Genomic DNA, 24,731 nt, shown 5'->3' with positions numbered 1-24,731 from the left:
GATCGCGGCGAGCCGCCCTAGCCGAGCAGGTGCTGACCGCCATCGACCGGAATGATCGTGCCGGTGATATGGCGGCCGGCATCGCTCACCAGAAAGGCGGCGAGCCCTCCGACATCCTCGATGGTCACGAGCTGGTGCTGCGGGACCGTCGCCGCGGCCCGTTCGAGCAGCTCGTCGAAGCGGTCGATGCCGCTGGCAGCGCGGGTCGCGATCGGGCCTGGCGAGATCGCATGGGCGCGAATGCCCTTGGGGCCAAGCTCAGCCGCGACATAGCGGGTCGCGCTTTCGAGGGCCGCTTTGACCGGCCCCATCAGGTTGTAGTGCTCGACCACCCGCTCCGACCCGTAGAAGGTGACGCACAGCAGGCGGCCGCCATCCGACATCAGCGGCTCGGCGAGACGCGCCATGCGCAGGAAGCTGTGGCACGAGACGTCCATCGCCAGCGCGAAGCCTTCGGCCGAGCTGTCGACGACGCGGCCGTGCAAATCCTCCTTCGGCGCGAAAGCGATCGAGTGAAGCAGGAAATCGAGGCCGCCCCATTCGGACTTCACCCGCTCGAACAGGGCCTCCACTTCGCCCGGCACCCGGACATCGCACGCGGCGAGCCATTCGACTCCCAGGGTCTCCGCGACGGGCGCCACGAACGGCTCGGCCTTTCCGTTGAGATAGGTCGCCGCCAGTCTCGCCCCACAGTCGTGAAAGGCCTGGGCGCAACCCGCCGCGATGCTATGCGCGTTGGCGATACCGATCACCAGGCCGCGCTTGCCAGTAAGATCGACGAGAGGTTTCATGCTTTCGGCTCCTCACGCAGCAGATCGGCGGCGTGGATAGCGATCATCCTTTCCTCATCGGTCGGGATGACGCGGACGGCGACACGGCTGGACGGCGCGCTGATGACTGCATCTCCTCGGAGGTTCGCGTCCGCGTCGAGGTCCACGCCGAGCCAGCCGAGCCGACCGGCGACGCGGGCGCGAATTTCAGGCGAATTCTCGCCGATCCCGGCAGTGAACACGAATGTGTCGAGACCCCCGAGCGAGGACGCGAGAGCGCCGGCCTGGCGCGCGATCTGCCAGACGAAGAGCTCGATCGCTTCCCCAGCGGCGGGCGTTTCGCTGCCGAGAAGCGCGCGCATGTCGCTGGAGACGCCGGACACGCCCAAAAGGCCGGACTCACTGTAGAGGAGATGCTCGACTTCACGCGCCGTCATGCCCCTCTGCTGGAAAAGATAGAGCACCGCGCCCGGGTCGAGCGCGCCGCAGCGCGTACCCATCACCAGCCCGTCGAGCGCGGTGAACCCCATCGTCGTGTCGATGCTGCGCCCCCCGGCCATCGCGCAAAGGCTGGCCCCGTTGCCGAGATGCGCGGCGATCGTGCGGCCACCGCCTGTATCGGGATCGATCGAACGCAGCTGCCGCGCGATATATTCGTAGGAGATGCCGTGAAAACCGTAGCGCCGCATGCCCTCTTCGCCAAGCGCGCGCGGCAGCGCGAGGCGCGTCGCGATCGGGGGCTGGCCATGATGGAAGCCGGTGTCGAAGCAGGCGACTTGCAGCACAGCGGGGCGCAGCCTGGAGACGGCGCGGACCGCGGCGAGATTATGGGGCTGATGCAATGGCGCCAGTGGGCAAAGCGCCTCGAGCGCGGCGAGGAGTGGCGCGTCGACCCGCGCCGGCGCTGAATAGTCGGTGCCGCCATGAACGATCCGATGGCCGACCGCGATCAGATCGTCGCCGACCGAGGCTTCGATCTCCCGCAGCAAATCCTCGAGCAGCGTCTCGTGCGTGATCGTGCCGTCTTTCGTCCAGCGCCGCTCGGCAAGGACATCCCCCTTCGCATCGCGCGCGATCAGGTGCGGCTCAAGGCCGATATTCTCGATCTTGCCGCTCGCCAGCAAAGAGGGCTCATCAGTGCCCGGCTCGGCGTAGAGCGCGAACTTAAGGCTCGACGAACCGGCGTTGAGGCACAGGATTTCAGCCATCGCGGCGCTGTCCCGCAACGCCGGGAGCCGCCTTGGTCGCAGCCCGCGCCAGCAGCACCGCGAGCGCGCAGGAGGCGAGGCGCGTGCGCACGCTGTCTGCCCGGCTGGTGAGGATGATCGGAGCGCGCGCGCCGAGCACCACGCCTGCGGCATCGGCGCCGCCCAGGAAGGTCAGCTGCTTTGCGAGCATGTTGCCGGCCTCCAGATCGGGCACCAGCAGGATGTCCGCCTGGCCGGCGACCGGCGAGACGATACTTTTCTCGCGCACGGCCGCCTCGCTGATCGCATTATCGAGGGCGAGCGGGCCATCGAGCAGCGCGCCTTCGATCTGGCCCCGGTCCGCCATCTTGCAGAGCGCCGCGGCATCCAATGTGGTGCGCATTTTCGGATTGACCGTTTCGACGGCGGCGAGGATCGCGACCCTGGGCTGTTCGATCCCGATCACATGGGCAAGGTCGATCGCGTTGCGCGCGATGTCGGCCTTGTCCTCAAGCGTCGGCTCGATGTTGATCGCGGCGTCGGTGATGATGAGCGGGCGCGGATAGCCGGGCACGTCCATCACATAGGCGTGGCTGATCCTGCGTTCGGTCCGAAGGCCCGTGTCGGACGATACGACCGCGCCCATGAGCTCGTCAGTATGAAGCGAGCCCTTCATCAGCAGCGCGGCTTCGCCGGCCCGCACGCGCGCGACGGCTTCGGCGGCGGCGGCGTGGCTGTGCGGGACGTCGATCACCCGGAAGGCCGCAATATCGACACCGGCGTCCTTCGCCGCATTCGTCATACGCGCCGCAGGGCCGATGAGAATCGGAACGACGATGCCGGCGTCGGCGGCCTCAGCCACTGCGCGCATGGCGTCGGCGCTGCACGGATGGACCACGGCCGTGACGCACGCAGATCCGTCCTTGGCGCGCGCCATCAACTGGCGGAAGCGGTCGTGGCTGGCGATCCGCACGTCGGGAAGCGGCATGCGGGGCCGGCTGACTTTCTCGGTGGGCGCCTTGACCTCGGCCTGGCCGCTGATGACGGTCTCGCCCTTCTGGTTCACACAGGTGCAGTCGAGAACGATGACATGATGCTCGGCGCGCTTCTGCGCGACGGTGACGCAGGCCGTGATGGTGTCGCCGACGCCCACCGGGCGGGTGAAGCGAAGCGATTGGCCGAGATAGATCGCACCGGGCCCTGGCAGCTCGGTTCCCAGGATCGCCGAGATGAGCCCCGCGCCCCACATGCCATGAGCGATGACCCTGTGGAACATGTCCGTTTCGGCATAGACAGGGTCGAGATGCGCCGGATTCACGTCGCCTGACACCGCCGCGAAGAGCTGGATGTCGTCGGCGGACAGCGTGCGGGTGAGGCTGGCCGTATCGCCGACGGCGATCTCGTCGAACGTGCGGTTCTCGATGAGGTTGGCGGCGGCCATGGCTCAGCGCTCCAGCACGTAGCGCCCGGGGGCATCACCGAGCGGCGGATAGTTCCGTTCGGGCGCGCCCATCGCCGGTGGGGCCGCCGCCTCGCCCGAGTGCGATCCAAGCCATGAACTCCATTCCGGCCACCACGACCCTTCGCGCACCTCGGCCCGCTCCAGCCAGGCATCGGGACCTGGCGCCGGGCCATCCTGCATCCGTGTCGCGATGCGATAATGGCGATGAGGATGCCCGGGCTCGGAGACGATCCCGGCATTGTGGCCACCGCTCGTCAGCACGAAGCGGATCTCCGCGCCCGTCAGCATGTGGAGCTTGTGGGTCGAGCGCCACGGCGCGACATGGTCGGTTTCCGTGCCCACCATGAAGATCGGCATGCGCAGCCCCGAGAGCGAGACCGGGTGGCCGCCGGCCTCGTAGCGCCCTTCGGACAGGTCATTGTCGAGGAACAGGCGCCGAAGATATTGCGCGTGCATGGCATAGGGCATGCGGGTGCCGTCGGCGTTCCATGCCATGAGGTCGGTCATCGGCTCGCGCTCGCCCATGAGATAGGTCGAGAGGATGCGCGACCAGAGCAGATCGTTGGACCGCAGCATCTGGAAGGCGCCGCCCATATGGCTGCTGTCGAGAAAGCCGCGCGCCCACATCATCGCATCGATCAGGTTGATCTCCGCCTCGTCGATGAACAGACCAAGTTCGCCCGGCTCGCTGAACTCGGTCTGGGCGGCGAACAGCGTGACGCTCGCCAGACGCTCATCTTCATCGCGCGCCATCGCGGCCGCGGTGATGGCGAGCAGCGTGCCGCCGATACAATAGCCGGCCGCGTGGATCTTCTCGGTGCCGGTAATCGCCTGGATGACATCAACGGCGGCCATCGGCCCAAGCAGGCGATAATCCTCCATGTCGAGATCGCGGTCGGCGCTGTCGGGATTGTGCCAGGAGATGCAGAACACGGTGTAGCCCTGCCCTACCAGCCAGCGGATGAGCGAATTTTCCGGCGACAGGTCGAGGATGTAATATTTCATGATCCATGCCGGCACGATCAATATCGGCTCCGGACGCACCGTCTCGGTTGCGGGCGCATATTGGATCAGTTCCATGACCCTGTTGCGAAACACGACCTTGCCAGCCGTGGCTGCGACCTTCTCGCCGACCCGATAGGCCTCCGTGCCCGCTGCGGGCTCCCCGCGTACCAGGCGTTCCAGGTCGTCGCAAAAAAATCGCGCACCCTCGACAAGGCATTGTCCTCCGGTTTCGAGGATGCGCTGCTGGAGCACGGGGTTGGTCGGGATGAAATTGGTCGGGGACACCATGTCGAGCATCTGGCGGGTCGCGAACTCGACGATCGCTTCGTGGTGCCCGGTGACGCCGCTCACGCCGGTCGTCGCGGCATGCCACCATTGCTGCTGGAGCAGGAAGGCCTGCTCGATCAGGTCGAACGGATGGCGCTTCCAGGCTGCGTCGGCGAAGCGCCGATCCTGGGGCAGCGGATCGATCGCCGGCTCGGGATCGCTGCCGGATGCGCTGCGCATGGCATAGTCGGCGAGCCGCATCAGCTTGCGCCCGCCCTTGGCGGCGAGCTGCAGCTGCCTGCCTGGCGAGCAGAGAATGTGCGTCCACCAGTCGGAAAAAGACTGCGCCAAAGTGGCGGGCGACTGGCCTGAAGTCAGCTGCGCGATGGCGGCGAAGCTCGACCGATCCAGCGTCGTGGCCAGACCGTCCAACGGGTCAGGGATATTGCTTCGACTCTGCACATTTTCGCTCCTGCTGCGGTGCAACAAGCCCTGAAGCGCAGGAAGCCTCTGCGCACTCCGTAGTCCTACGGAGGGATTGCCTCGCATATGCCAGCCCCAGAAGTCAGAGCTCAGCACGACATTGCTGTATGAAAAGCGGCCAAATACGATCAGGAGGCTCAGTGCGGTCGCACGGGCGAGCCAGCTATCCCGCCGAACCAGTCCCGCAATACCGGCGAAAGGGTCTGCGGGTTGCCGCCGATATGGCGAAGATCCTCCGCCAGCAGTGGCGGGCGGACTGCGAGGAAATATATCGCGAGGCCCGTCGTGAGAATGCCAAGTGCGATCAGCACCCCGGCCGCCAGAGCGGGTCTGGTCCGAGAGGCGGCCGGCGCTAACATTTTCTGTCGAGACTCAGTTCGGCGATGATGGGACAATCTGGCCGCTCGTCGCCATGACAGCGCTCGGCGAGATCGACGAGGGTCTCGCGCAGGGTCGTCAGCGCTTCGGCCTTGCGCTGCAATTCCTCCGCCCGCGCCAACGCGACCCGCTTTACATCGGCGCTGCTGCGGCCCGTGTCGGCCCACAGGCCGAGCAGGGTCCGGATCTCCTCGATCGGAAAACCGAGATCGCGGGCATTGGCGATGAACCGCAGGCGATGGAGGTCACTCTCGCCATAGTCGCGATAACCCGCTCCCCGGCGCGGCGGCGCCGGGATGAGGCCGATCTTCTCATAATGGCGGATCATCCGCTCCGAGACCCCGCTTTGCTTCGACGCCTCCCCGATGTTCACAGCGCTTTCCGGTTGAGGCGCAGCGCGTTGGTGACCACGCTGACCGAGGAGAGCGCCATGGCGGCGGCCGCGATGATCGGCGAGAGCAGGATGCCGAACAGCGGATAGAGCGCGCCCGCCGCCACCGGCACCCCGGCGACATTGTAGATGAAGGCGAAGACCAGGTTCTGGCGGATGTTGGACATGGTCGCCTGGCTCAGCCGCCGTGCCCGCACGATGCCCATGAGATCGCCCTTGAGCAGCGTCACGCCCGCGCTCTCGATCGCGACGTCGGTGCCCGAGCCCATGGCAATACCGACATCGGCGGCAGCCAGTGCGGGGGCGTCGTTGACCCCGTCGCCGGCCATCGCCACCACGCGCCCCTCGCTTTTCAACCGCGCGACGACGGCACTCTTCTGGTCGGGCAGTACCTCGGCTTCGACATCGTCAATGCCGAGCCGCCTTGCCACCGCCTCTGCTGTGGTGCGGTTGTCGCCGGTCAACATCACCACGCGAATGCCTTCGGCCTTGAGTGCGGCCAGGGCCTCCGGCGTCGTCTGCTTCACGGGATCGGCGATTGCAAAGGCGCCGCCGACGGTGCCGTCGACGCCGATGAAGATCGCGGTGGCGCCATCCCGGCGCAGGGCGTCGGCCTGCTCCGCCAGCGCGTCGGTTGCTATGCCCTCTTCCGAGAGGAACCGCGCATTACCGAGCACGATCCGGCGGCCGTCGACGGTGCCGAGCGCGCCGCGTCCGGTGGGGGAATCGAAGTCGGTGACGTCGCTCGTGGGGATGCCGCGATCCTTGGCGGCCTCGACGATCGCCAGCGCGAGCGGATGCTCGGAGGCCCGCTCGACCGAGGCGGCAAGCCGCAGCAGTTCGGCTTCGTCGAAGCCGGGCGCCGGCACGATCTGGGTGACGGCAGGCCGGCCTTCGGTCAGCGTGCCGGTCTTGTCGACGACGAGCGTGTCGACTTTTTCCATATGCTCGAGCGCTTCGGCATTCTTGATGAGGACGCCGAGCCCGGCGCCGCGGCCAACCCCGACCATGATCGACATCGGCGTGGCGAGACCCAGTGCGCAGGGACAGGCGATGATCAGCACGGCGACCGCCGCAACCAGCCCGTAGGCGAAGCGCGGCTCGGGGCCCCAGATGCCCCAGGCGATGAACGCGACCACCGCGACCGCGATGACCACGGGCACGAACCAGCCCGACACCTGATCGGCCATGCGCTGGATCGGCGCGCGCGAGCGCTGCGCCTCGGCGACCATCTGGACGATGCGCGCCAGCATGGTGTCCCGGCCAACCTTGTCGGCGACGATAACGAGCGCGCCGGTCTGGTTGAGCGTGCCGCCGATCACCGTGTCGGCCTTGGCCTTGGTGACGGGCATGGACTCACCGGTGACCATCGACTCGTCGAGCGAGGAACGGCCGTCCTCGACCACGCCATCGACCGGCACCTTCTCGCCGGGACGCACACGCAGGCGGTCGCCGACCGCAACGAGATCGAGGCTGATTTCCTCTTCACTGCCATCGGAACCGATCCGGCGCGCGGTCTTTGGCGCAAGGTTAAGCAGCGCCTTGATCGCGCCCGAGGTCCGCTCGCGCGCGCGCAGTTCGAGCATCTGGCCGAGCAGCACGAGGACAGTGATCACCGCGGCCGCCTCGAAATAGACGGCAACCATGCCGTCCTCTCCGCGGAAGGCGGGCGGGAACAGCTGGGGCGCGAGCGTCGCGACGACGCTGTAGATCCAGGCGACCCCGGTCCCCATCGCGATCAGGGTGAACATGTTGAGGTTGCGGGTCTTGAGCGAGGCCCAGCCACGCTCGAAGAAGGGCCAGCCCGCCCAGAGCACGACGGGTGTCGCCAGCACGAACTGGATCCATACCGAGATCGACATCGGCACGAGGCGATGGATCGCGGGAAAGAGATGCGCGCCCATCTCGAGGATCAGCACCGGGAGGGCCAGCATCAGGCCGACCCGGAAGCGCCGTGTGAAATCGACCAGCTCATGGCTGGGGCCGCTGTCGGCAGTCACGGTCGCGGGCTCGAGCGCCATGCCGCAGATCGGACAGGACCCGGGATGGTCCTGCCGAATCTCGGGATGCATAGGGCAGGTCCAGATCGTGCCTTCTGGCACCGCGACTGGCGGTGCCGGCGGGCCGAGATAGCGCTCGGGATCGGCGATGAATTTTGCCCGGCAGCCCGCGCTGCAGAAATGATAGCTTTCACCGCCATGCTCGGCATGGTGCGCAGTGATCGCAGGATCGACGGTCATGCCGCAGACCGGGTCCTTGACGCCAGCCGCTGGTTTCGCAGCGCCGTGGCTGCCGCAGCAACCGCCGCCATGCGCCGCTCCATGTGTCTCGTTCATCGCCTTGCTCCTTTCGACGCCTGACGATCTAGGGTCTGACACCGTGTCAGGGTCAATACGTAATCGCCTAAGCGGACAAATCGGCGGGCCCGTTCGCCTGGCCGCCATCAGCCAAGGTCATTGGCAACCGTAAGGCCGTGGTCCTGCGCCGGTCGATGCGCCGTAAACAAGTCGATCGCGCCGGTGATGGTCAAAAGCCGAAACGTCTCGGCCACATGCCTGAAGCCGGCCGCCGCGATCAGGCCGGGGAGCACGCCGTCGGCATTGGGCCGGGTATCATCGATGCCATCGAGCCGCTGCACGGTCAGGCGGAAGGCAAGCCGCATGAAACCCTGCTGGCGGCCATAATCGGCGATCACCAGGCGCCCACCCGGGCGCAGCATGGCGAACATGGCGCGCAGGGTTGCCGCCTTCTCCCTGACCGGCATCTGATGCAGCACGAGACTCGACACGACAGCGTCGGCGGTACCCGGGGCCACGTCCCTGGCAAATCCCTGACGCCAGTCGATATCGGCCCGCCGCACAGCGGCCTTGTGCCGCGCGATGTCGAGCGCCTCGGCATCGGGATCGAGACCGATCACCTGCGTCCTGGGCTCGGCTTGCTTGAGCATCAGCGCGAAGCTGCCGGTGCCACAGCCGACGTCGACGACCGTCTCACCGGCTTTGGGCGCCAGGGCGGCGAGCATGGCGGCACGCCACCGCTTCTCCCGCGTCCACAGGCGGATCGCGCGATCATAGTCTTTCGTCGATCCGGTCCCGAGCGGCGGGGTGTAGGATTGCATTGGCTTCTCCCAACGCGAGGCGTCCGAAACGATAAGCTACATCGACATGGGCGGCGATAGTGTCCCCAGCCAGGCGACGAGCCCGAGAATGACGATCGCAAGACCGCCTTCGACGACGAGGCTCGCGCGCAGCAGCGCCTGCGCCCGTGGCGCGTCCTCTTCCTCGATCGCCTGCGCAAGTGCCGGGGTCAGGCGATAACGGTTGAGCGCGGCCAGGCCCAGCATGCCGGCGAACAGCAGCAGCTTGGCGATGAGCAGCAGGCCGTAGGTCGACTGCCCGAGCGAGGCGATGTTGCCCGGACCGACGAGGAACCAGCCGTTCACCGTCCCGGTCAGGATCAGCAGGGCGACGATGATCGTGCCGACGAGGGAGAAGCCCCGCAACGCTTCCTCGGCGAGCGTGACCCGGTCCATGTCTTGAGCGGCGAGATCGTCGGTTGCGAGCCTGGGAAGTACCAGCGCGAGGAATGCGGCAAGCGCGCCGACCCAGGCGCCGGCGGCGAGCAGATGGATGAGATCGGCCCCCAGTTGCAGCCAGCCCGCCTCGCCTTCGCCAGCCGCGCCATGCCCACTCCAGGCGAGGGTCGCGAGTGCGACCGCGCCTGCCAGAGTGGAGGCGATGAAGGCAGGACGGGATTGCCGGCGATAGAAGGGGATGGAGAGCAGAAGAACGAGGAGCGCGACGAGGCGCGCCTTCAGCGCCGTTCCCATGGACGTGCCGTTGAACAGCTCTGCGACCATGGAAAGATCAGGCTGGGTGAGCGGCAGCCCGGTCATGGCCGCTGCCTGCAACGCGAACCCCAGCGCCGACAGCAGGAGGGCGAGACAGGCGAGACCGGCCACCATTGCTACCATCGGCAGATGCCGCTGTACCATCCGGCCGCCGCCGGGCGCATAGAGCGCGAACAGCGGCAGGCCGAACAACAGGCCGAGATCGACGTAGAGCGCCCAGCGGACGGCGACGAGTGCCACGTCGTTCATGGCGTCACTTGACGGTAAAGGCGAGATTGCCCTGGATGCGGTGCGTGTCGGTCGAGACGACGTGCCAGGCGACCTGATAGCTGCCCGCCATGAGCGGCTTGGCGAGCGTCAGCACGAGCGTCTTGTCGCCTTCGACGGACGTCTTGAAGCCGGTTACCGCCATGCGGTGGTTGGGCATGCCGGGCATGCCGGTCATCACGATCTCGGCGCCCGACAGCTTCGGCATCAGACCTTCACTGAAGGTGAGCGTTATACGCGACGGCGCCGGGACGCTGGCGTTGGCGGCGGGCGTCGAGGACACGAGCTTGGGATGGGCGTAGGCCGGAGCCGAAACACTCAGGCCGACGGCGGCGATGGCTGCGAGCGGCGAAAAGAAGCGCATTTGGACATTCTCCTGTCAGTGACATGAGAGAATACGCAGCCGCGACCTGCACCCCTCGCAATTTTCTTTTTGTTCCCGGACAAGGGTTGCCGGACCATCCTGCGTATTGAGAAGTGAAGACGGAGAAACATCATGGACCACCTCGACGACATGCTCAGCCGGTTGCGGGAAGCGCCGCTCGATCCCCGGCTTGCCGGGCTGGACAGCCGCGTCATGGCCGAGATCGCCCGGCTCCAGGCCATGCCCCGCCTGAGCGCCACGACATTCGGTATCGCCGCGGCAGCAGCCTTGTTCCTGGGAATTGCCGGCTCGGCCGTGCCTGTGCGGTCGACCGAAGCCGGGCCGATATCGCCCTTTGACGCGCGGCTCGCGCTCGCTCCTTCGACGCTGCTGAGTTCACAATGATGCGCGACCGCCGGCTCCTGCTCCTCGTCCTGCTGACCTTTGCCGCGGCGATCGCCGGTGTGGTCATCGGCCGCGTCTATGTGGTTCCGGTGCGCCCGGTCGAAAATGAGTTGCACGACCTGCTCCATCGCGATCTGAAGCTGGACACCGCGCAACATAGCCGTCTCGAGACGATCGAGAAGAACTATGCGATCCGGCGACAGGCACTGGAGGCCGAACTGCGCGCCGATAACGCGCGGCTCGCCGAGGCGATCGAGGCGGAGCATGGCTATGGTCCTCGGGTTGCAGGGGCGGTGGATCGCTCGCACCAGGCGATGGGCGCGCTGCAGAAGGAAACACTCGAGCATATCTTCGCGATGCGGGCCGTGCTGCGCCCGGATCAGACGGACAAGTTCGACGACGCCGTGGTGAAAGCGCTGACGGCCAAGTCCAAATGACCGCGTGCCTCCCCGACTGCTCGGACGGGGAGCTCGCGGCTCTGGCGCTTGGAGGCCGGCAAGCGGCCTATGGCGAGCTGGTCCGCCGGCATCAGGGCTGGGTGCACCGCCTCGTGCGCAGCCATGTCGGGAACCGCGACGAAGCGCTCGACGTGACCCAGGCGAGCTTCGTCGCCGCCTTCGCCGCACTCAACCGCTATGACGCTGCGCGACCTTTTCCGGTCTGGATGTCGCGGATCGTCATCAACAAATGCCATGACTGGCGCCGCCGCCGCGCGGTCCGCAACTTCTTCTCCCACGCGCTGGCGCTGGGGGAAGCCGAACATGTCGTCGACGAGGCGCCACTACCCGACCAGGCGATCGGCGCCGAGCAGCAGCTGGCAGAGGCCATGAAAGCGATCGCCGCCCTGCCCGCATCGCTCAAGGACACGCTCGTCTTGCGGACGATCGATGAGAAATCGGAAGCCGAAACCGCCGAGATTCTCGGCATCAGCCAGAAGGCAGTCGAGACCCGCCTCTACCGCGCCCGCGCACGCCTCGCGGAAATGTTGAAGAAAGTTTGAGGGGGATGAGGCCACGCTGCGTATTTCCAATAGGTCCGCCCTCTTTCTTAAAGCTGAGACAACCGAATGATTTCTGCTCTCGACCGCCGCCAGTTCCTCCGCGGCGCGGCCCTCGCCGGCGGCGGCGCCGCCTTGTCAGCCTGGCTGCCGGCCTGGGCGCAGACGATCTCGCCGGGGATGCGACCGACGCTGCCGACCGTGTCGGGCGAAGACATCACGCTCACCATCGCCCGGCAGTCGATGACCATCGACGGGCGCAAGTTCCGGGCAATCGGCCTCAACGGCACGGTCCCCGCCCCGCTGATCCGGCTGCGCGAGGGCCAGCGCGTGCGGCTCAACGTCATCAATCAGCTGGAGGAGGACAGCTCGATCCACTGGCACGGGCTGATCCTGCCGGCCAATATGGACGGTGTGCCGGGCGTGTCTTTTCCGGGCATCAAGCCGGGCTCGAACTACCTCTACCAGTTCTCCGTCGTGCAAAGCGGCACCTACTGGTACCACAGCCATTCAGGCCTGCAGGAACAGGAAGGCCATTACGGCCCGATCATCATCGATCCCGCCGGTGCCGATCCGGTCGCCTATGACCGCGAGCATGTCATCGTGCTCGCCGATCACAGCGCGCTCTCGCCGCAGGCGATCTTCCGGCGCCTCAAGGCCAACCCCGGCCATTTCAATTTCCAGCGCCAGACCCTGGCCGGGCTCCTGTCGGGCAAGGATCAGCCGCTCAAAGACCGGCTCGACTGGGGCCAGATGCGGATGGACCCGGCCGACATCTCCGATGTGACCGGATCCACCTACACCTATCTCGTCAATGGCCATGGTCCGATGGACAACTGGACCGCGCTCTTCACCCCGGGCGAACGGGTGCGGCTGCGGGTCATCAATGCGTCGGCGATGACCACCTTCAACGTCCGCATCCCCGGCCTGCCGCTGACCATCGTCCAGGCCGACGGGCAGAATGTGGTGCCGGTCACCGTCGACGAGTTCCAGATTGGTGTTGCCGAGACCTACGACGTCGTTGTCAGCCCAGGCGATGACAAGGCCTACACCCTTGTCGGCGAGGCGATCGACCGCTCGGGCATGGCGCGTGCCACGCTCGCGCCGAGGGCCGGCATGGCCGGCGAGGTTCCCCCCTTACGCAAACGGCCGCTCGCCGACATGAAGGACATGGGCATGGACATGTCCTCGATGCCGGGCATGGAAGGCATGGACATGTCGGGCGGCGCTATGCGGGGCGTCGATCCGACGGCCGAGAAGAACGCGTCCGCGCGCCTCGCGACCGGCGCGGCGGCAGCGATGGCGACCATGGACAATAGCGCCATGGCAGGCATGGATCATTCGGGGATGGATCATGGATCGATGGCCGGCATGGACCACGGCGCGATGGGCGCCGATGGCCAGATGGCGGGCATGGATCATGGCGGGCACGCGATGGGCTCGATGAAGATGCGCGACTTCTCGAACGCGCCGCAGGTGAAGCGCGACCCGAGCGTCCAGACCATCTCGCCGATGCCCGTAGACCGCACCGGCGAGCCCGGCCAGGGCCTCGCCGACGTCGGCCACAAGGTGCTTGTCTACAGGGACCTGATGGCGCTCGATCGCAATCCGGACGTGCGCGCGCCGAGCCGCAGCATCGACATTCACCTCACCGGCAACATGGAGCGGTTCATGTGGTCGTTCGACGGCGAAAAAATGTCGGACCATCACGAGCCGATCCCCTTCATCGAAGGCGAGCGGGTGCGCGTCAATCTCATCAACGACACGATGATGGGGCATCCGATCCATATTCACGGGCATTTCTTCGAGCTGGTGACGGGGCATGGCGATCATGCGCCGCGCAAGCATACGGTGATCGTCCAGCCCGGCGGCAAGGTGACCTGGGACTTCACCGCCGACGCGGTCGGCGACTGGGCCTTCCACTGTCATCTCCTCTACCACATGCATGCAGGGATGATGCGGGTCGTGAGCGTCCGTCCGAAGGGAGACGCGCAATGACCCGCATCCTCACGCCGCTGGTGAGCGCGATCGCCCTTCTCTCCGCCGCGCCCGCCTTTGCCCAGGATCATTCGATGCACGACATGCCCGGCATGGCGCCGCCGGGCGGGGCGCGGCCGGCGCAGGAGAAAAAGAAGGACAAGGCCGCCGCGCCGCGCCCCAAGCCCGCTACCAGGCCGCGCGCTCAGAAACCAGCGCCGGGCACCATGCCGGCAATGGACCATTCGCAGGACCAGGCCAGTCCTGCGCCACAGGCAGATGCCGCCGGTCAACCGCAACCCGCTGCTCCCGCGATGGCGGAGATGCCGGGCATGGACCACTCCCGGCATCAGGACGGCGCGATGCCGGACATGCCCGGGATGGACCATTCGCAGCATGGCCAGACCGCCATGCCCGGAACCTCCGCCATGCCCGGCATGCAAATGACCGGCACGGCGCTTCCGGCCGGCAATGCGCCCCCGCCGCCTCCCCCCAGCGACCACTTCGCCGATCGTGATTTTCCCGGCGCCGAGATGGCGCGCTCACGCGACATCATGATGAAGGACAGCGGCGGCAACAATTTCGGGCAGGTGCTGCTCAACCTGTTCGAGTATCAGGCGCATAGCGGTCGCGATGGCTATCGCTGGGATGGCGAAGGCTTTTACGGCGGCGATATCAACCGGCTCTGGCTCAAGAGCGAGGGCGAAGGCGAGTTCGGCCGCGGCATCGACAGCGCGGAGGTGCAGGTGCTCTATAGCCGGGCCATCGACCCCTATTTCAATCTTCAGGGCGGTATCCGCCAGGACTTCGGCCGCGGGCCCGACCGCACTTACGCGACGGTCGGCGTCGAGGGCCTGGCTCCCGGCATGTTCGAAGTCGAAGGCGCGCTGTTCCTCTCGACCAAGGGCGATGTTCTGGGCCGGGTCGAGGGCTATTACGACCAGCGCATTACCCAGCGCCTGATCTTGCAGCCGCGCGCCGAGGTCAATTTCGCCGCGCAGGATATTCCGGAGAACGACATCGGTTCGGGGCTGGTCAACATAGAGCTCGGCGCGCGCCTGCGCTATGAGTTCAGCCGCCAGTTCGCACCCTATATCGGCGTCTCTTATCTGCGCAAAGCCGGCGACACGGCGCGGCTGTCGAGGCTTGCCGGCGAGGACGTCCATGCGACCAGCTTCGTCGCCGGCGTTCGCTTCTGGTTTTAGCATCAGGACGGCTGATGGCGGGGGCGAACAGGAGAGCGGGGCGTTACACTCATACCAAGGTCGGCCGGCGCCGAGCGAAGGAGATACGCCATGGACCATTCGTCCCACATGAACACCCGGAAGATGGGCGCCTATTGGAGCCTTGCCGTTCAGACCGTCATCAGCGGCGTCATCATGTATCTGGTGATGTTCGTCATGATCGACGGGCTCGACAGCTTCTACAACAACCTCAACATGCTCTACATGACGCTGATGATGGTCGCGCCGATGGTGGTGCTGATGATCGTCGCCATGCGGCACATGTTCGCGTCGAAAGCCGCCAACATCGCGCTGATCGCCGCGTCGCTGGTCGCCTTCTTCGGCAGCTTTGCGCTCATCCGCACCCAGACCACGATCGGCGACACGGCCTTTCTGCGCTCGATGATCCCGCATCATTCCGGGGCGATCCTGATGTGCCAGGAAGCAAAGCTCAGCGATCCGGAAGTCATCCGGCTTTGCGAAGCGATCAAGCGCTCGCAGCGGCAGGAAATCGACGAGATGAAGGCCATACTCGCGCGGCGCTGAGTGGCACGGTCGGGCTACGCCCGGATCCGTGCGCCCGGCCAGGCCCGTGAGCCGGGACGATGGTCGACACGAGGCGCGGGCCGGACGAGATTGCCAGCGACGTAGCGCGGCTTGCGCCGCTGTTCCTGCGACAGGCTGGCGGCCACGTCCTGACGCTGCTCGATCCTGCCGGGATCGTGCTGAGCTATAATGAAGAAGGCGAGCGTGCCGAATGCTGGCCCCTCGATCGCGTCCTGGGACAGCCCCATGACCTGTTCTACCCGCCCGACGAGATTGCGGCCGGCCGCCCGTGCGCAGACCTGGCGGCCGCCCTTCACGAAGGCACGCTGGAGCGCGAAGCGTGGCGGGTCTGCGAGAACGGCGCGGAATATCTCGCGCGCCTGACGATCAGCGCCCTGTTCGAAGGCGACGCACATCGAGGCTTTGCCTGCATCAGTCGCGATGTCACCGACGAGGCGGCGGTCCGGGCGTCAATCGAGACCCGCGAGCAGCATCTCCAGTCGATCCTGGCGACCGTCCCCGATGCGATGATCATCATCGACGAGACCGGCGCCATCACGTCGTTCAGCGCGGCCGCCCAACGCCTGTTCGGCTATTCGGAAACCGAGCTCGTCGGCCGCAACGTCTCCTGCCTGATGCCCCAGCCCGATCGCGACCGGCACGACGAATATATCGCGCATTATCTCCAGACCGGCGAGCGCCGGATCATCGGCCTCGGCCGCGTCGTGGTCGGCCAGCGCCGCGACGGCTCGACCTTCCCGATGCAGCTGTCGGTTGGCGAGGCCGGTGAAGACGGGCAGCGGTTGTTCACCGGCTTCATCCGGGATCTCACCGCCAAGGAGCAGGATGAGCTCAGGCTCAAGGAACTGCAGGCAGAGCTGGTCCATGTCTCCCGGCTGAGCGCGATGGGCACGATGGCCTCGACCCTCGCGCATGAGCTCAACCAGCCGCTTGCCGCGGTCGCGCTCTATCTCGAGACGATCCGCGACATGCTCGACGAGCGGGACGACGAACCCTTCGTGTCGCTACGGTCGGTGATGGATGATGCGGCACAGGAAACGCTGCGGGCCGGCCATATCGTCCGGCGCCTTCGCGATTTCGTCGCCCGCGGCGAGGTCGACAAGAGCCTCCACGAGCTGCCGCAGGTCATCGCCGAGGCGAGCCAGCTCGCGCTGGTCGACGCCCGCGAGCGCGGCATCCGCAGCTTCTTTGCAGTCGATCCCGCCGCGACGCCGGTCCTCGTCGACAGGGTGCAGATCCAGCAGGTGCTGGTCAACCTGATGCGCAATGCCATCGAGGCGATGGCGGCGTGTCCGGTTCGCGACCTCAAGGTGGCGACCAGGTTGCGCCCTGACGGGCTGATCGAGGTGACCGTGGAGGATACCGGCCCCGGCATCGCCGACGAGGTCCGCGAGCAGCTCTTCACGGCGTTCAACTCGACAAAGGCCGACGGCATGGGCCTCGGCCTTTCGATCTGCCGGACCATCATCGAAGCGCATGGGGGCCGTATCTGGATGGAGCGCCCCGACCGCGGCGGCGCGCGCTTTCATTTTACCTTGATCCATGCGCGGGCGGAGGAGGAACATGGGGGATAGACGCGTCATCCATCTGGTCGACGACGAGGAGAGCATCCGCAAGGCGGCGAGCTTTGCGCTCAAGACCGCGGGCTACGACGTCGTGACCTATGCCTCCGGCGTGGAGTTTCTCAAGGAGGCGAAGTCGGCGGCCGTCGGCTGCGTCATCCTCGACGTGCGCATGCCCGAGATGGACGGTCTCGAGGTTCAGGCCGCCATGGCAGCACGCGGGGTCAACATGCCGGTCATCGTCCTGACCGGCCATGGCGACGTGTCGGTTGCGGTGCAGGCCATGAAAGGCGGCGCGGTCGACTTTCTCGAGAAACCCTTCGAGAAAGCCGCCCTGCTCGGCGCCGTCAGCCGCGCGTTCGCGCGTCTCGACGATGTCGACCTTCGTACCCTGGAAACGTCCGAAGCAGGGGTGCGGGTCGCTGCACTGACGCCCCGGGAGCGGGAAGTGCTCGAAAGGCTGGCCAACGGCCTGCCCAACAAGACGATCGCCTATGACCTGGGCTGTTCATCGCGAACGGTCGAGGTCCATCGCGCGAGCCTGATGGCCAAGCTCGAGGTCCGCAATCTGTCCGAAGCCCTGCGGATCGCCTTTGCCGCGGGCATGGGCCGCAAGCCGAAGTGACTGCGACCTCTACGTAGCGACGGGACGAGGCGCGATATGCGATCGATGGTGCAATCGTCACACGGGTGTCCGCTTCTCGCAATGCCATCGGTCCGTTCCACCCAGCATGATGGCAGATACACCATCCTCGTCTCCGACGACGATCCCGGCGTGCGGCGTGGCCTCCAGCTGCTGCTGAGATCGCGCGGCTATGCCGTGTGGGGATATACGACCGGCCGCGCGCTGTTGGCCGACCCCCGCGCGAAGGAGGCGGACTGCGTCATCCTCGACTATCGCATGCCCGACATCGACGGATTCGCGATGCTGCGTCACCTTCGCGAGATCGGATGGTCGGGACGGGCCATCATGATCTCAGGCTTTCACGACACGCTGCTGGCCTCGCGGGCCGCCGAGGCGGGCTTCGATCACGTTCTCGCAAAGCCGTTGATCGGCAGGGCTTTGCTCGATGCGTTGGACCGGCACCGCGCCGAGACGCTTCGAAAGCATTGAACTGTGGCAACCTGCCCCCGGCGGCCTCAGCCCTGCGCGATGTGGACAGCGGTCAGCGACGTCAAAGCCAGTGGTTGCGTTTGAACCGGATGTAGAGTCCGATGCAGACCGCAGCGATGACGCCGAGGATGACGAAATATCCCCACTGCGTCTTCAGTTCGGGCATATTCTCGAAGTTCATCCCGTAGATCCCGGCAATCGCGGTAGGCACCGCGAGGATCGCGGCCCAGGCGGCGAGCTGACGCGTGATCGCACCCTGGCGCTGCTGTTCGAGCAGGTGACTCGCCTCGAACACCGAGATCAGGATGTCGCGGATGCCGGTGATGGCGCTCTCAACCCGGAGCATGTGATCGAGCAGATCACGGAAATAGGGTTTGGAGGCCTCATCAAGCCGCGGAAGCTGCAGGTTCACCAGCTTGCGACCGACCTCGAGCATGGGTCCGAGCACGCGCTGGAAGCGGACGAGCTCACGCCGCAGCGTGAAAATCCGGGTCACCTCCTCGCGGGTGAGAAAGGCTGCAAGCATGCGCTGCTCCATCTTGAGGACGTCCTCCTCGATCGCCTCGACGATCGGGAAATAGCCATCGACGATGAAGTCCAGAATGGCATGGAGCACATAGTCCGGGCCCTCGCGCAGCAGGTCCGGCGTGATTTCGAGATGCGCGCGAAGCTCGCTGTGCGAGCGTGCCGAACCCTGCCGAACGGTGATGAGGAAATTCTTGCCCAGGAAAATCGCGGTGGAGCCGTAGGCGATATGATCGCCTTCAAGATGTGCCGTCCTGGCGACGATGAACAACTGGTCACCGTAGACGTCGAGCTTGGAAATCTGGTGGCCGTTGCCGGCATCTTCCACGGCAAGCGGGTGAAGGCCGTAATTTCCGGCGATGTCGGCAAGTTCTGTTTCGCTGGGCTGGGAGAGGCCGATCCACACAAAGTCATCCTTGGCGATATGCTCGCACGCCGGATCGATCAGGGTCACCGGCCGCAGCCGTTTGCCCTCGTGATAAAGAAAGGCGGCGACGACGCTCATGGCACTTTCCGGTGCCGCCACCTGCGGCGGCGACCGGAAGCCGTGTGCCTCGCCCATTGAGACGCGTGCACAAGCAGGCGCGCCTCGCCCTTTAACCCCAGTCGCAGGAAGACGAAGGCGGCGCGCAGCAATTCGAGCGAGAGCTTATAGAAGATGCGGCGGAGCGTTGGGTTTCGCAGAAGGCCGCTCCCGTTCATGACGCGCGTGGCTGGGCGGCGCGCTGCCACATCAAGGGCACGCAGACTGCGAAGGTCCGCGCACCCTTGATTGGCGACCGCGAAGGTTTTCCTCTCTTGCGATGGTACCAAGCGATTGCCCGTTTGGCGCTTCGGCAATCGTGTCGGATGGCTATACCTAAGTATCGGATAGCGGCGCTGACGACAGGGGTTGCCGGGCCCCGGTGAGGCGCATCGCACCGCGCGGAGACGAAAGCTGGAAGACGGGAAAGCTCAACTGTCGAAAGCGACCGAGCGCGCGAGCGCTTCCTGGGACTGCAGAAAGGCGAGCCGCGATTGCAGCGCCGCCTGGACAACGCCGAAAGCGTCACCCCCCAGAGTCACGCGCAGCGGCGGATGGTCGCTGGTTGCGACATCGACGATCGCTTGCGCGATCTTTTGCGGGTCGAGCGTGTAGAGCTCGTTTCCGGCGGTCTCGAACATCTTGCGGATATCGCCGGCGGGCGTATCGCGATAGGCGGCGATCTCGCTGGCGAATTGCAGGTTGTGGCTGAAGCTGGTGCGCGCGCCACCCGGCTCGATCAGCGTCACGAACAGGTTGAAGGGTTCAAGCTCCTGGCGGAGGCATTCGCTGAAGCCCTCCAGGCCCCATTTGGCCGCATGATAGAGACTGCTCGTCGGAAGCGAGCCCTGACCGCTGGCGCTGGAGATCTGGATGATCCGGCCGCTCCCGCGCAGGCGCATCGCGGGGACAAAGGCGCGGGTGATGTGGATGGGCGCCATGAGATTGAGCGCGATCTGGCCTTCGACCTCGGCGTCCGACATCTCTTCGGTGGCGCCGATCACGCCGCCGCCGGCGTTGTTGACCAGAATATCGACGGGTCGACGCGCCTGCGCCCGGGCCACGACCGCAGCAATATCGTCCTTGACCGTGACGTCGAGCGCTTCGACGCGCAGCTGGCTCGGATATTTCGCCGCAAGGTCGTCGAGGCTTTCGGGCCTGCGAGCCGTCGCGGTAAGGTCGTCGCCCGCGGCCAGGATCAGTTCGGCCAGATGGCGGCCAATGCCGCTGGACGCGCCCGTGAGAAACCAGTGATTGGACATATGCTGCTCCATATATTACCAACTGGTAGGTAACTTCATATGTGGAATGCGTCAATGCCGGGAGGTGTGATGAAGGAACGAACCAGGCGGAATGCCGCACAGAGCCGCGAGACGCTCCTGGCTGCAGCGACCGAGGAGTTCGCGTCCCATGGGCTGGCGGGCGCGCGGATCGATCGCATTGCGCAGGCGGCGGGTATCAGCAAGCCGATGCTCTACACCTATTTCGGGGACAAGGAGGCGCTCTTCGATGCCGCGCTGACGCAGGAAGTGATGGACGCGGCGCAGGCCGATCGCTTCGATCCCAATGATCTTGAGGGTTATGCGGGGCGCACCTATGACTTGCTGGTCGAGCGCCCGCGCTTGTGGAGGCTGCTGACCTGGCATCATTTGGAGCGTGGCCAGGATGTTCTGATGCTCCCGGCCGGCGAGGTCCTTCTCGGGGAGAAGCTGGACGGGATCGCAGCGGCGCAGGCCGAGGGGCGGATCGTCGCCGACTTCACGCCCATGGACGTCGTCCGGCTTGTCGCCGCCCTCACCCAGCTCTGGTGCATGACCGGAGCCGCACGCGACGCTACCGAGCATGCGGCGCGCAGGGCGACGATCATGCGGGCGGTGGGGCGACTGCTGCGCGTGTGATCGTGCGAGGCGCGCGTTGCCCGCCCGCGCGCCGATCAGGACACAGCAAGCTCCATCGCACCCCGCGACATTACCCGACCGCGAAGATACGGCGGCTCATCTGCTCGCGCTGCCCGTGGACACGGCGGGCCGAGCGACGATCAGAATTGCGCGGCCACAGCCGAACCGGAGTGGATCGGCAAGTGAGCCCGTCGCAGCGCGATGACCTCAGGTCGCAGGCCTTGATGCGCGACGTTTCGTCAGCAGTCGTTTGAGATCCTTCGCAAGGCGATAAAACAGAATGACGATCCCGGTGACCACGATGAGCAACGTCGCCGATGCAGCGACAACGATCAGTGGATGGTTGTAACTGCGCGAGGCGCCAAGGTTCATGATATGGATTTTGTAAAAGAAATCATAGAAGTCCCACAGGTCCGAACGGCGACTGAGCACCTCTCCGGTGAACGGATCCAGATAGAGGCGACTATGCTCCTTGTCGGCGAAGCTGGCGCGCCACAGCGGCCCGCCGACCTGCGCTTCCTCGGGCGCCGTTTCCTGATAGTCGACCGCCTGCAGCCTGCCGGATCCTTTGTAGGACATCAGAGCATAGCGCCGAGCGTCTGCCAGACTGATCTCATCGACATTTTCGCCAGTGTAGGCGTTCCACCAGCTTTCGCTTCCGCCCCGCGCCTTGAGGACCCATATCGGACCGCGCGGCGTATTTTTGAGCGTGGCCTCGTTGAGGTCGGTGTGGCATGCGATCTTCGATCCCATGCGACGGAAAGCGGATAGTGCAGACGCCCCCGCCTGCAAAATCCCTCGCGAGCTATGGCAAATCCGGCTCGCCGCTGGATGCCCCCGCGCGCCACAAGCGCGCGGGGATCCGGGGGTCAGAAGGGCACGTCGTCGTCGAGCTCAGGATCAGGGTCGCCGGCCTCGTCGGACTTCGATTTCGCCCGGCTGAGGAAGTCGATCGTCTCGGCGATGATCTCGGTGCCGTAGCGCTCGACGCCGTCGCCATCGGTCCATTCGCTGTAATGGATGCGGCCGCGCACCAGCAGCTTCATGCCCTTGGTGCAATGCTCCTGCACGGTCTTGCCGAGGCCATTGAACGCGGTGATCCGATGCCATTCGGTGTCCTGGACGCGGTAGCCTTTCTCATCGCGAACGACCTTGCCTTCCGAATAGCGGGGACGCGAGGTCGCCAGGGTGAAGTGGGTGATGCGGGTCCCGCCCTGGGTGGTGCGGCTCTCCGGATCCATGCCGATATTGCCGGCAAGAATGACGATGTTCTGCATGATCAAATCTCCGTTGCTTCCGTCCGAGGGACCGTCCCTCCGACGAGACCCGGCCAAGACCGGCGGGAGACGAGGGCATCGACGCGCAAGCGGCGACCCGACCCACAAGGGCCGGAGTGGTGCGGGCAGGCGCGCGAGCGACAACCCGGTCCGGCACCGCGGGGGTTGCCCCACGGCAACCGTCCGGGCTTAGGGGATCAGTCAGGCGGAGGGCGCTTTCCCTCGGCGCCAGGCAACGGCAGAGCCATGTCGCAACATCGCGATGGGCCGAGCTCAGGACATGGACTGCCCGCAATGACTGGTCCGGTTGTGTAGTTAGTTGATCTGCGCCTCTGATACCAGCCTGGGCGGGAGGCGGAGCGTAGCGGAGCCGAGCGGCCAGGCTGGCATCTTGATCGTCTCCGGGGCCGGTGGTCGATATCCGAGACTGCTGTGGGGCCGTGCTCGGTTGTAATGATCGCGCCACCAGCCGGTGACGATCCGCACCTCCTCAAGGCTGTAGAAGATTTCGCCGTTGAGCAGTTCATCTCGCAGACGGGCATTGAAGCTTTCGATATAGCCGTTCTCCCATGGGCTGCCGGGCTCGATATAGAGGGTAATGACGCCAAGCCTGCCGAGTCACTCGCGCACCGCATTAGCGACGAACTCGGGGCCGTAGCACATTGGGAAGCTGCCCCTCGAAGGCAGCATTCGCCTTGATGGAGACAAGGGCGCGTAGCGCCCGACGGCTTCATCAAGGCGGCCATGACCGGCCAGCAGGTCTCTAAAGTGAAGTTGTCGACTCAACACTTTGGAGACTGACCGACCATGACCAAGCGCAGTTCTACTCCGGCCGATGCCGTGCTGGTAGCCATCGATATGTCCAAGCACCGCCAGGAAGTGCTGATCGAACGCCCGGAGGGCGGACGACGTCGCCGCATGACAGTCATGGCTACCAAGGCTGATTACGACCGCCTCGCGGACGATCTGGCAGCCATCGGCAGACCTATCGTCGTTGGCTTTGAGGCCACCGGCAACTACCACCGTACGCTGGCGCACCGACTGCTAGCTGCGGGTTTCGAGCTGCGCCTGATTTCGTCGGTCGCCTTGGCACGGACGCGTGAGGCGTTGCATAATGGCTGGGACAAGAACGATTCCAAAGACGCCCAGGTAATTCTGCACATGCTCCAGATCGGCGCCACTCAGCGCTACGTCGACCCGCTGGCCGCCGGCATCAACGACCTGCAGGAGATGTCGAAGACGCACGAGGCCATTTCCAAGGCGAAGACGCAGACCTGGCACCGCATCCTGACCCATTACCTGCCTTTGTATTTTCCCGAGATCGAACGTTTTGCGGGCAACAGCCGGTCCGACTGGTTCCTGGCTCTGCTCGAACGGTTTCCGACACCGGCCAGCATGACGACGCTCGGTCAGGAGGCCTTCACGCGCGAGGCCTGGTCACTGGTCGGCCGCAAGGTCTCCAAGGCCCGCTTAATCAACGATATCTACGAGACGGCCTGCGCCTCGGTTGCACTGCCGGTCGACGAGGAATCCGTCGCGGTCGCCATGTTCCGCATGGTCATCGCACAAGCCCGCAGCCTGATCCGGCAACGCGATGAGATCGAGCGGACCGCCAATGCCATGCTCAGCGAGAACCGCGACTATCAGCTCCTGCGCATGATCCCCGGGATCGGCCCGATCAACGCGCTGACGATCCTCGCCGAGGCTGGCGATCTTCGGCGCTTCAACCATCATCGCCAGTTCCTGAAGTTTTGCGGGCTCGACCTGGCCACCTGTCAGTCAGGCACCTTCCGAGGCCGAACCAAGCTCTCGAAGTACGGCAATGCCCGGCTACGCCGCACCTTCTGGATGGCGACCCAGGTCGCCATTCGCCAGCGCGACAACAGTTTCCGCGACAAGCTTGGTCGCTATGTGGCCGGCCACGGCAACGACCCTGATCGCCGCCGCAAGGCGATGACCGCACTCACCGCCAAGATGGCGCGCGTCGCGCACGCCGTCATCAAGACGGGAACCGAGTACCGTCCGTTCGTCGAACGGACGGACACCAGATGGAAGGACCCCTCTCTGTGGAGCCGTGAGGGCGCAGCCGCGACCCTGTAGATAATGTTCGGGCCTTCCATCTGGCATCCGCATCTCATTTTAAGGACGGTGAGGACCACGACCGGTGCGGTCGCTGGATCCTGTGTTTGCTATGGCCGAGAGCGCATTCCTTGACGATGGAAGCCATCTGGATCAAAAA

The 24,731-nt window shown here is 65.6% G+C and carries 24 protein-coding genes and 1 pseudogene; 11 read left to right on the top strand and 14 right to left on the bottom strand.

Annotation, left to right across the window (positions count from 1 at the left end; all coding sequences use genetic code 11):
• Positions 1 to 17 precede the first annotated feature (17 nt).
• The 9 genes from fabI to copC form a co-directional block, all read right to left on the bottom strand.
• Positions 18 to 791 carry an enoyl-ACP reductase FabI gene (gene fabI, locus CMV14_RS25180; protein WP_066701151.1) on the bottom strand — a complete coding sequence of 258 codons (774 nt, stop codon included), beginning with the start codon at positions 789 to 791 and terminating at the stop codon, positions 18 to 20.
• Positions 788 to 1,978 carry an acetate/propionate family kinase gene (locus CMV14_RS25175; protein ID WP_037448015.1) on the bottom strand — a complete coding sequence of 397 codons (1,191 nt, stop codon included), beginning with the start codon at positions 1,976 to 1,978 and terminating at the stop codon, positions 788 to 790. Before CMV14_RS25175 ends, fabI begins: the two co-directional genes overlap by 4 nt.
• A complete protein-coding gene (locus CMV14_RS25170; protein ID WP_066701152.1) occupies positions 1,971 to 3,398 on the bottom strand; it encodes a bifunctional enoyl-CoA hydratase/phosphate acetyltransferase in 1,428 nt (475 codons plus the stop codon). Before CMV14_RS25170 ends, CMV14_RS25175 begins: the two co-directional genes overlap by 8 nt.
• A 3-nt stretch (positions 3,399 to 3,401) precedes the next feature.
• On the bottom strand, positions 3,402 to 5,123 hold the full coding sequence (locus tag CMV14_RS25165) for a PHA/PHB synthase family protein (protein ID WP_021245223.1): 1,722 nt from the start codon (positions 5,121 to 5,123) through the stop codon (positions 3,402 to 3,404).
• A gap of 403 nt (positions 5,124 to 5,526) precedes the next feature.
• Positions 5,527 to 5,925, bottom strand: a complete 399-nt coding sequence (gene cueR / locus CMV14_RS25155; protein WP_007406402.1) for a Cu(I)-responsive transcriptional regulator — start codon at positions 5,923 to 5,925, stop codon at positions 5,527 to 5,529.
• On the bottom strand, positions 5,922 to 8,279 hold the full coding sequence (locus tag CMV14_RS25150) for a heavy metal translocating P-type ATPase (RefSeq protein ID WP_021245221.1): 2,358 nt from the start codon (positions 8,277 to 8,279) through the stop codon (positions 5,922 to 5,924). Before CMV14_RS25150 ends, cueR begins: the two co-directional genes overlap by 4 nt.
• 107 nt (positions 8,280 to 8,386) lie before the next feature.
• On the bottom strand, positions 8,387 to 9,061 hold the full coding sequence (locus CMV14_RS25145) for a class I SAM-dependent methyltransferase (RefSeq protein WP_017501308.1): 675 nt from the start codon (positions 9,059 to 9,061) through the stop codon (positions 8,387 to 8,389).
• Between the two features lie 36 nt (positions 9,062 to 9,097).
• Positions 9,098 to 10,042 carry a copper homeostasis membrane protein CopD gene (gene copD, locus CMV14_RS25140; RefSeq protein WP_007406374.1) on the bottom strand — a complete coding sequence of 315 codons (945 nt, stop codon included), beginning with the start codon at positions 10,040 to 10,042 and terminating at the stop codon, positions 9,098 to 9,100.
• 4 nt (positions 10,043 to 10,046) lie between these two features.
• On the bottom strand, positions 10,047 to 10,424 hold the full coding sequence (copC, locus tag CMV14_RS25135; RefSeq protein WP_007406420.1) for a copper homeostasis periplasmic binding protein CopC: 378 nt from the start codon (positions 10,422 to 10,424) through the stop codon (positions 10,047 to 10,049).
• A gap of 132 nt (positions 10,425 to 10,556) precedes the next feature.
• Here copC and CMV14_RS25130 point away from each other — a divergent pair, with 132 nt between their 5' ends.
• The 9 genes from CMV14_RS25130 to CMV14_RS25090 all read left to right on the top strand — a co-directional run bounded on the left by CMV14_RS25130 (position 10,557) and on the right by CMV14_RS25090 (position 18,269).
• On the top strand, positions 10,557 to 10,829 hold the full coding sequence (locus tag CMV14_RS25130) for a hypothetical protein (protein WP_007406394.1): 273 nt from the start codon (positions 10,557 to 10,559) through the stop codon (positions 10,827 to 10,829).
• On the top strand, positions 10,829 to 11,266 hold the full coding sequence (locus CMV14_RS25125; RefSeq protein ID WP_025550099.1) for a periplasmic heavy metal sensor: 438 nt from the start codon (positions 10,829 to 10,831) through the stop codon (positions 11,264 to 11,266). Before CMV14_RS25130 ends, CMV14_RS25125 begins: the two co-directional genes overlap by 1 nt.
• The gene (locus CMV14_RS25120) at positions 11,263 to 11,829 is read left to right on the top strand and encodes an RNA polymerase sigma factor (RefSeq protein ID WP_046765847.1); all 567 of its coding nucleotides are present in this window, start codon (positions 11,263 to 11,265) and stop codon (positions 11,827 to 11,829) included. The genes CMV14_RS25125 and CMV14_RS25120 overlap by 4 nt, the downstream gene beginning before the upstream one ends.
• A gap of 66 nt (positions 11,830 to 11,895) precedes the next feature.
• On the top strand, positions 11,896 to 13,824 hold the full coding sequence (locus tag CMV14_RS25115; protein ID WP_021238864.1) for a copper resistance system multicopper oxidase: 1,929 nt from the start codon (positions 11,896 to 11,898) through the stop codon (positions 13,822 to 13,824).
• The gene (locus CMV14_RS25110) at positions 13,821 to 15,008 is read left to right on the top strand and encodes a copper resistance protein B (RefSeq protein ID WP_066701153.1); all 1,188 of its coding nucleotides are present in this window, start codon (positions 13,821 to 13,823) and stop codon (positions 15,006 to 15,008) included. Before CMV14_RS25115 ends, CMV14_RS25110 begins: the two co-directional genes overlap by 4 nt.
• A gap of 90 nt (positions 15,009 to 15,098) precedes the next feature.
• Positions 15,099 to 15,572: a DUF305 domain-containing protein gene (locus CMV14_RS25105; protein ID WP_004212732.1), complete on the top strand. Its 474-nt coding sequence runs from the start codon at positions 15,099 to 15,101 to the stop codon at positions 15,570 to 15,572.
• Between the two features lie 59 nt (positions 15,573 to 15,631).
• Positions 15,632 to 17,167 (top strand): PAS domain-containing sensor histidine kinase, encoded by a 1,536-nt coding sequence (locus tag CMV14_RS25100; RefSeq protein WP_066701154.1) that lies wholly within the window; start codon positions 15,632 to 15,634, stop codon positions 17,165 to 17,167.
• Positions 17,157 to 17,780: a response regulator transcription factor gene (locus CMV14_RS25095; RefSeq protein WP_013039093.1), complete on the top strand. Its 624-nt coding sequence runs from the start codon at positions 17,157 to 17,159 to the stop codon at positions 17,778 to 17,780. Before CMV14_RS25100 ends, CMV14_RS25095 begins: the two co-directional genes overlap by 11 nt.
• Before the next feature lie 81 nt (positions 17,781 to 17,861).
• Positions 17,862 to 18,269 (top strand): response regulator, encoded by a 408-nt coding sequence (locus CMV14_RS25090; protein ID WP_021245219.1) that lies wholly within the window; start codon positions 17,862 to 17,864, stop codon positions 18,267 to 18,269.
• 61 nt (positions 18,270 to 18,330) lie between these two features.
• Here CMV14_RS25090 and corA read toward each other — a convergent pair whose 3' ends face one another.
• Positions 18,331 to 19,299, bottom strand: a complete 969-nt coding sequence (gene corA, locus CMV14_RS25085; RefSeq protein ID WP_004212726.1) for a magnesium/cobalt transporter CorA — start codon at positions 19,297 to 19,299, stop codon at positions 18,331 to 18,333.
• A gap of 449 nt (positions 19,300 to 19,748) precedes the next feature.
• A complete protein-coding gene (locus CMV14_RS25080) occupies positions 19,749 to 20,579 on the bottom strand; it encodes an SDR family oxidoreductase (protein WP_021245217.1) in 831 nt (276 codons plus the stop codon).
• 69 nt (positions 20,580 to 20,648) lie between these two features.
• Here CMV14_RS25080 and CMV14_RS25075 point away from each other — a divergent pair, with 69 nt between their 5' ends.
• Complete coding sequence (locus tag CMV14_RS25075; protein ID WP_004212724.1) at positions 20,649 to 21,215, top strand: TetR/AcrR family transcriptional regulator; 567 nt, start codon at positions 20,649 to 20,651, stop codon at positions 21,213 to 21,215.
• Positions 21,216 to 21,422: 207 nt separating this feature from the next.
• Here CMV14_RS25075 and CMV14_RS25070 read toward each other — a convergent pair whose 3' ends face one another.
• The 3 genes and pseudogenes from CMV14_RS25070 to CMV14_RS25060 all read right to left on the bottom strand — a co-directional run.
• Entirely contained in the window at positions 21,423 to 21,968 is a 546-nt protein-coding gene (locus CMV14_RS25070; protein WP_004212723.1) for a PepSY domain-containing protein, read from the bottom strand.
• A gap of 116 nt (positions 21,969 to 22,084) precedes the next feature.
• On the bottom strand, positions 22,085 to 22,492 hold the full coding sequence (locus CMV14_RS25065; protein ID WP_004212722.1) for a single-stranded DNA-binding protein: 408 nt from the start codon (positions 22,490 to 22,492) through the stop codon (positions 22,085 to 22,087).
• A gap of 315 nt (positions 22,493 to 22,807) precedes the next feature.
• Positions 22,808 to 23,146 (bottom strand): annotated as a pseudogene (locus CMV14_RS25060) (integrase core domain-containing protein); the annotation flags it as partial.
• Between the two features lie 153 nt (positions 23,147 to 23,299).
• Here CMV14_RS25060 and CMV14_RS25055 point away from each other — a divergent pair.
• Positions 23,300 to 24,592, top strand: a complete 1,293-nt coding sequence (locus CMV14_RS25055; protein WP_019052494.1) for an IS110 family RNA-guided transposase — start codon at positions 23,300 to 23,302, stop codon at positions 24,590 to 24,592.
• The last annotated feature ends 139 nt before the right edge of the window (positions 24,593 to 24,731 follow it).

The organism is Rhizorhabdus dicambivorans, from assembly GCF_002355275.1.
In the GTDB taxonomy this organism is placed as follows: domain Bacteria; phylum Pseudomonadota; class Alphaproteobacteria; order Sphingomonadales; family Sphingomonadaceae; genus Rhizorhabdus; species Rhizorhabdus dicambivorans.
Note: the sequence above shows the minus strand (reverse complement) of the source record. Positions and strands in the feature narration are given on the sequence as shown.

Excerpts from the sequence above, each read along its gene's own strand:
- fabI (WP_066701151.1), bottom strand. The coding sequence starts at position 791 with ATGAAACCTCTCGTCGATCTTACTGGCAAGCGCGGCCTGGTGATCGGT.
- CMV14_RS25175 (WP_037448015.1), bottom strand. The coding sequence starts at position 1,978 with ATGGCTGAAATCCTGTGCCTCAACGCCGGTTCGTCGAGCCTTAAGTTC.
- CMV14_RS25170 (WP_066701152.1), bottom strand. The coding sequence starts at position 3,398 with ATGGCCGCCGCCAACCTCATCGAGAACCGCACGTTCGACGAGATCGCC.
- CMV14_RS25150 (WP_021245221.1), bottom strand. The coding sequence starts at position 8,279 with ATGAACGAGACACATGGAGCGGCGCATGGCGGCGGTTGCTGCGGCAGC.
- CMV14_RS25145 (WP_017501308.1), bottom strand. The coding sequence starts at position 9,061 with ATGCAATCCTACACCCCGCCGCTCGGGACCGGATCGACGAAAGACTAT.
- copD (WP_007406374.1), bottom strand. The coding sequence starts at position 10,042 with ATGAACGACGTGGCACTCGTCGCCGTCCGCTGGGCGCTCTACGTCGAT.
- copC (WP_007406420.1), bottom strand. The coding sequence starts at position 10,424 with ATGCGCTTCTTTTCGCCGCTCGCAGCCATCGCCGCCGTCGGCCTGAGT.
- CMV14_RS25130 (WP_007406394.1), top strand. The coding sequence starts at position 10,557 with ATGGACCACCTCGACGACATGCTCAGCCGGTTGCGGGAAGCGCCGCTC.
- CMV14_RS25125 (WP_025550099.1), top strand. The coding sequence starts at position 10,829 with ATGCGCGACCGCCGGCTCCTGCTCCTCGTCCTGCTGACCTTTGCCGCG.
- CMV14_RS25120 (WP_046765847.1), top strand. The coding sequence starts at position 11,263 with ATGACCGCGTGCCTCCCCGACTGCTCGGACGGGGAGCTCGCGGCTCTG.
- CMV14_RS25115 (WP_021238864.1), top strand. The coding sequence starts at position 11,896 with ATGATTTCTGCTCTCGACCGCCGCCAGTTCCTCCGCGGCGCGGCCCTC.
- CMV14_RS25110 (WP_066701153.1), top strand. The coding sequence starts at position 13,821 with ATGACCCGCATCCTCACGCCGCTGGTGAGCGCGATCGCCCTTCTCTCC.
- CMV14_RS25105 (WP_004212732.1), top strand. The coding sequence starts at position 15,099 with ATGGACCATTCGTCCCACATGAACACCCGGAAGATGGGCGCCTATTGG.
- CMV14_RS25100 (WP_066701154.1), top strand. The coding sequence starts at position 15,632 with ATGGTCGACACGAGGCGCGGGCCGGACGAGATTGCCAGCGACGTAGCG.
- CMV14_RS25095 (WP_013039093.1), top strand. The coding sequence starts at position 17,157 with ATGGGGGATAGACGCGTCATCCATCTGGTCGACGACGAGGAGAGCATC.
- CMV14_RS25090 (WP_021245219.1), top strand. The coding sequence starts at position 17,862 with ATGCCATCGGTCCGTTCCACCCAGCATGATGGCAGATACACCATCCTC.
- corA (WP_004212726.1), bottom strand. The coding sequence starts at position 19,299 with ATGAGCGTCGTCGCCGCCTTTCTTTATCACGAGGGCAAACGGCTGCGG.
- CMV14_RS25080 (WP_021245217.1), bottom strand. The coding sequence starts at position 20,579 with ATGTCCAATCACTGGTTTCTCACGGGCGCGTCCAGCGGCATTGGCCGC.
- CMV14_RS25075 (WP_004212724.1), top strand. The coding sequence starts at position 20,649 with ATGAAGGAACGAACCAGGCGGAATGCCGCACAGAGCCGCGAGACGCTC.
- CMV14_RS25070 (WP_004212723.1), bottom strand. The coding sequence starts at position 21,968 with ATGGGATCGAAGATCGCATGCCACACCGACCTCAACGAGGCCACGCTC.
- CMV14_RS25065 (WP_004212722.1), bottom strand. The coding sequence starts at position 22,492 with ATGCAGAACATCGTCATTCTTGCCGGCAATATCGGCATGGATCCGGAG.
- CMV14_RS25055 (WP_019052494.1), top strand. The coding sequence starts at position 23,300 with ATGACCAAGCGCAGTTCTACTCCGGCCGATGCCGTGCTGGTAGCCATC.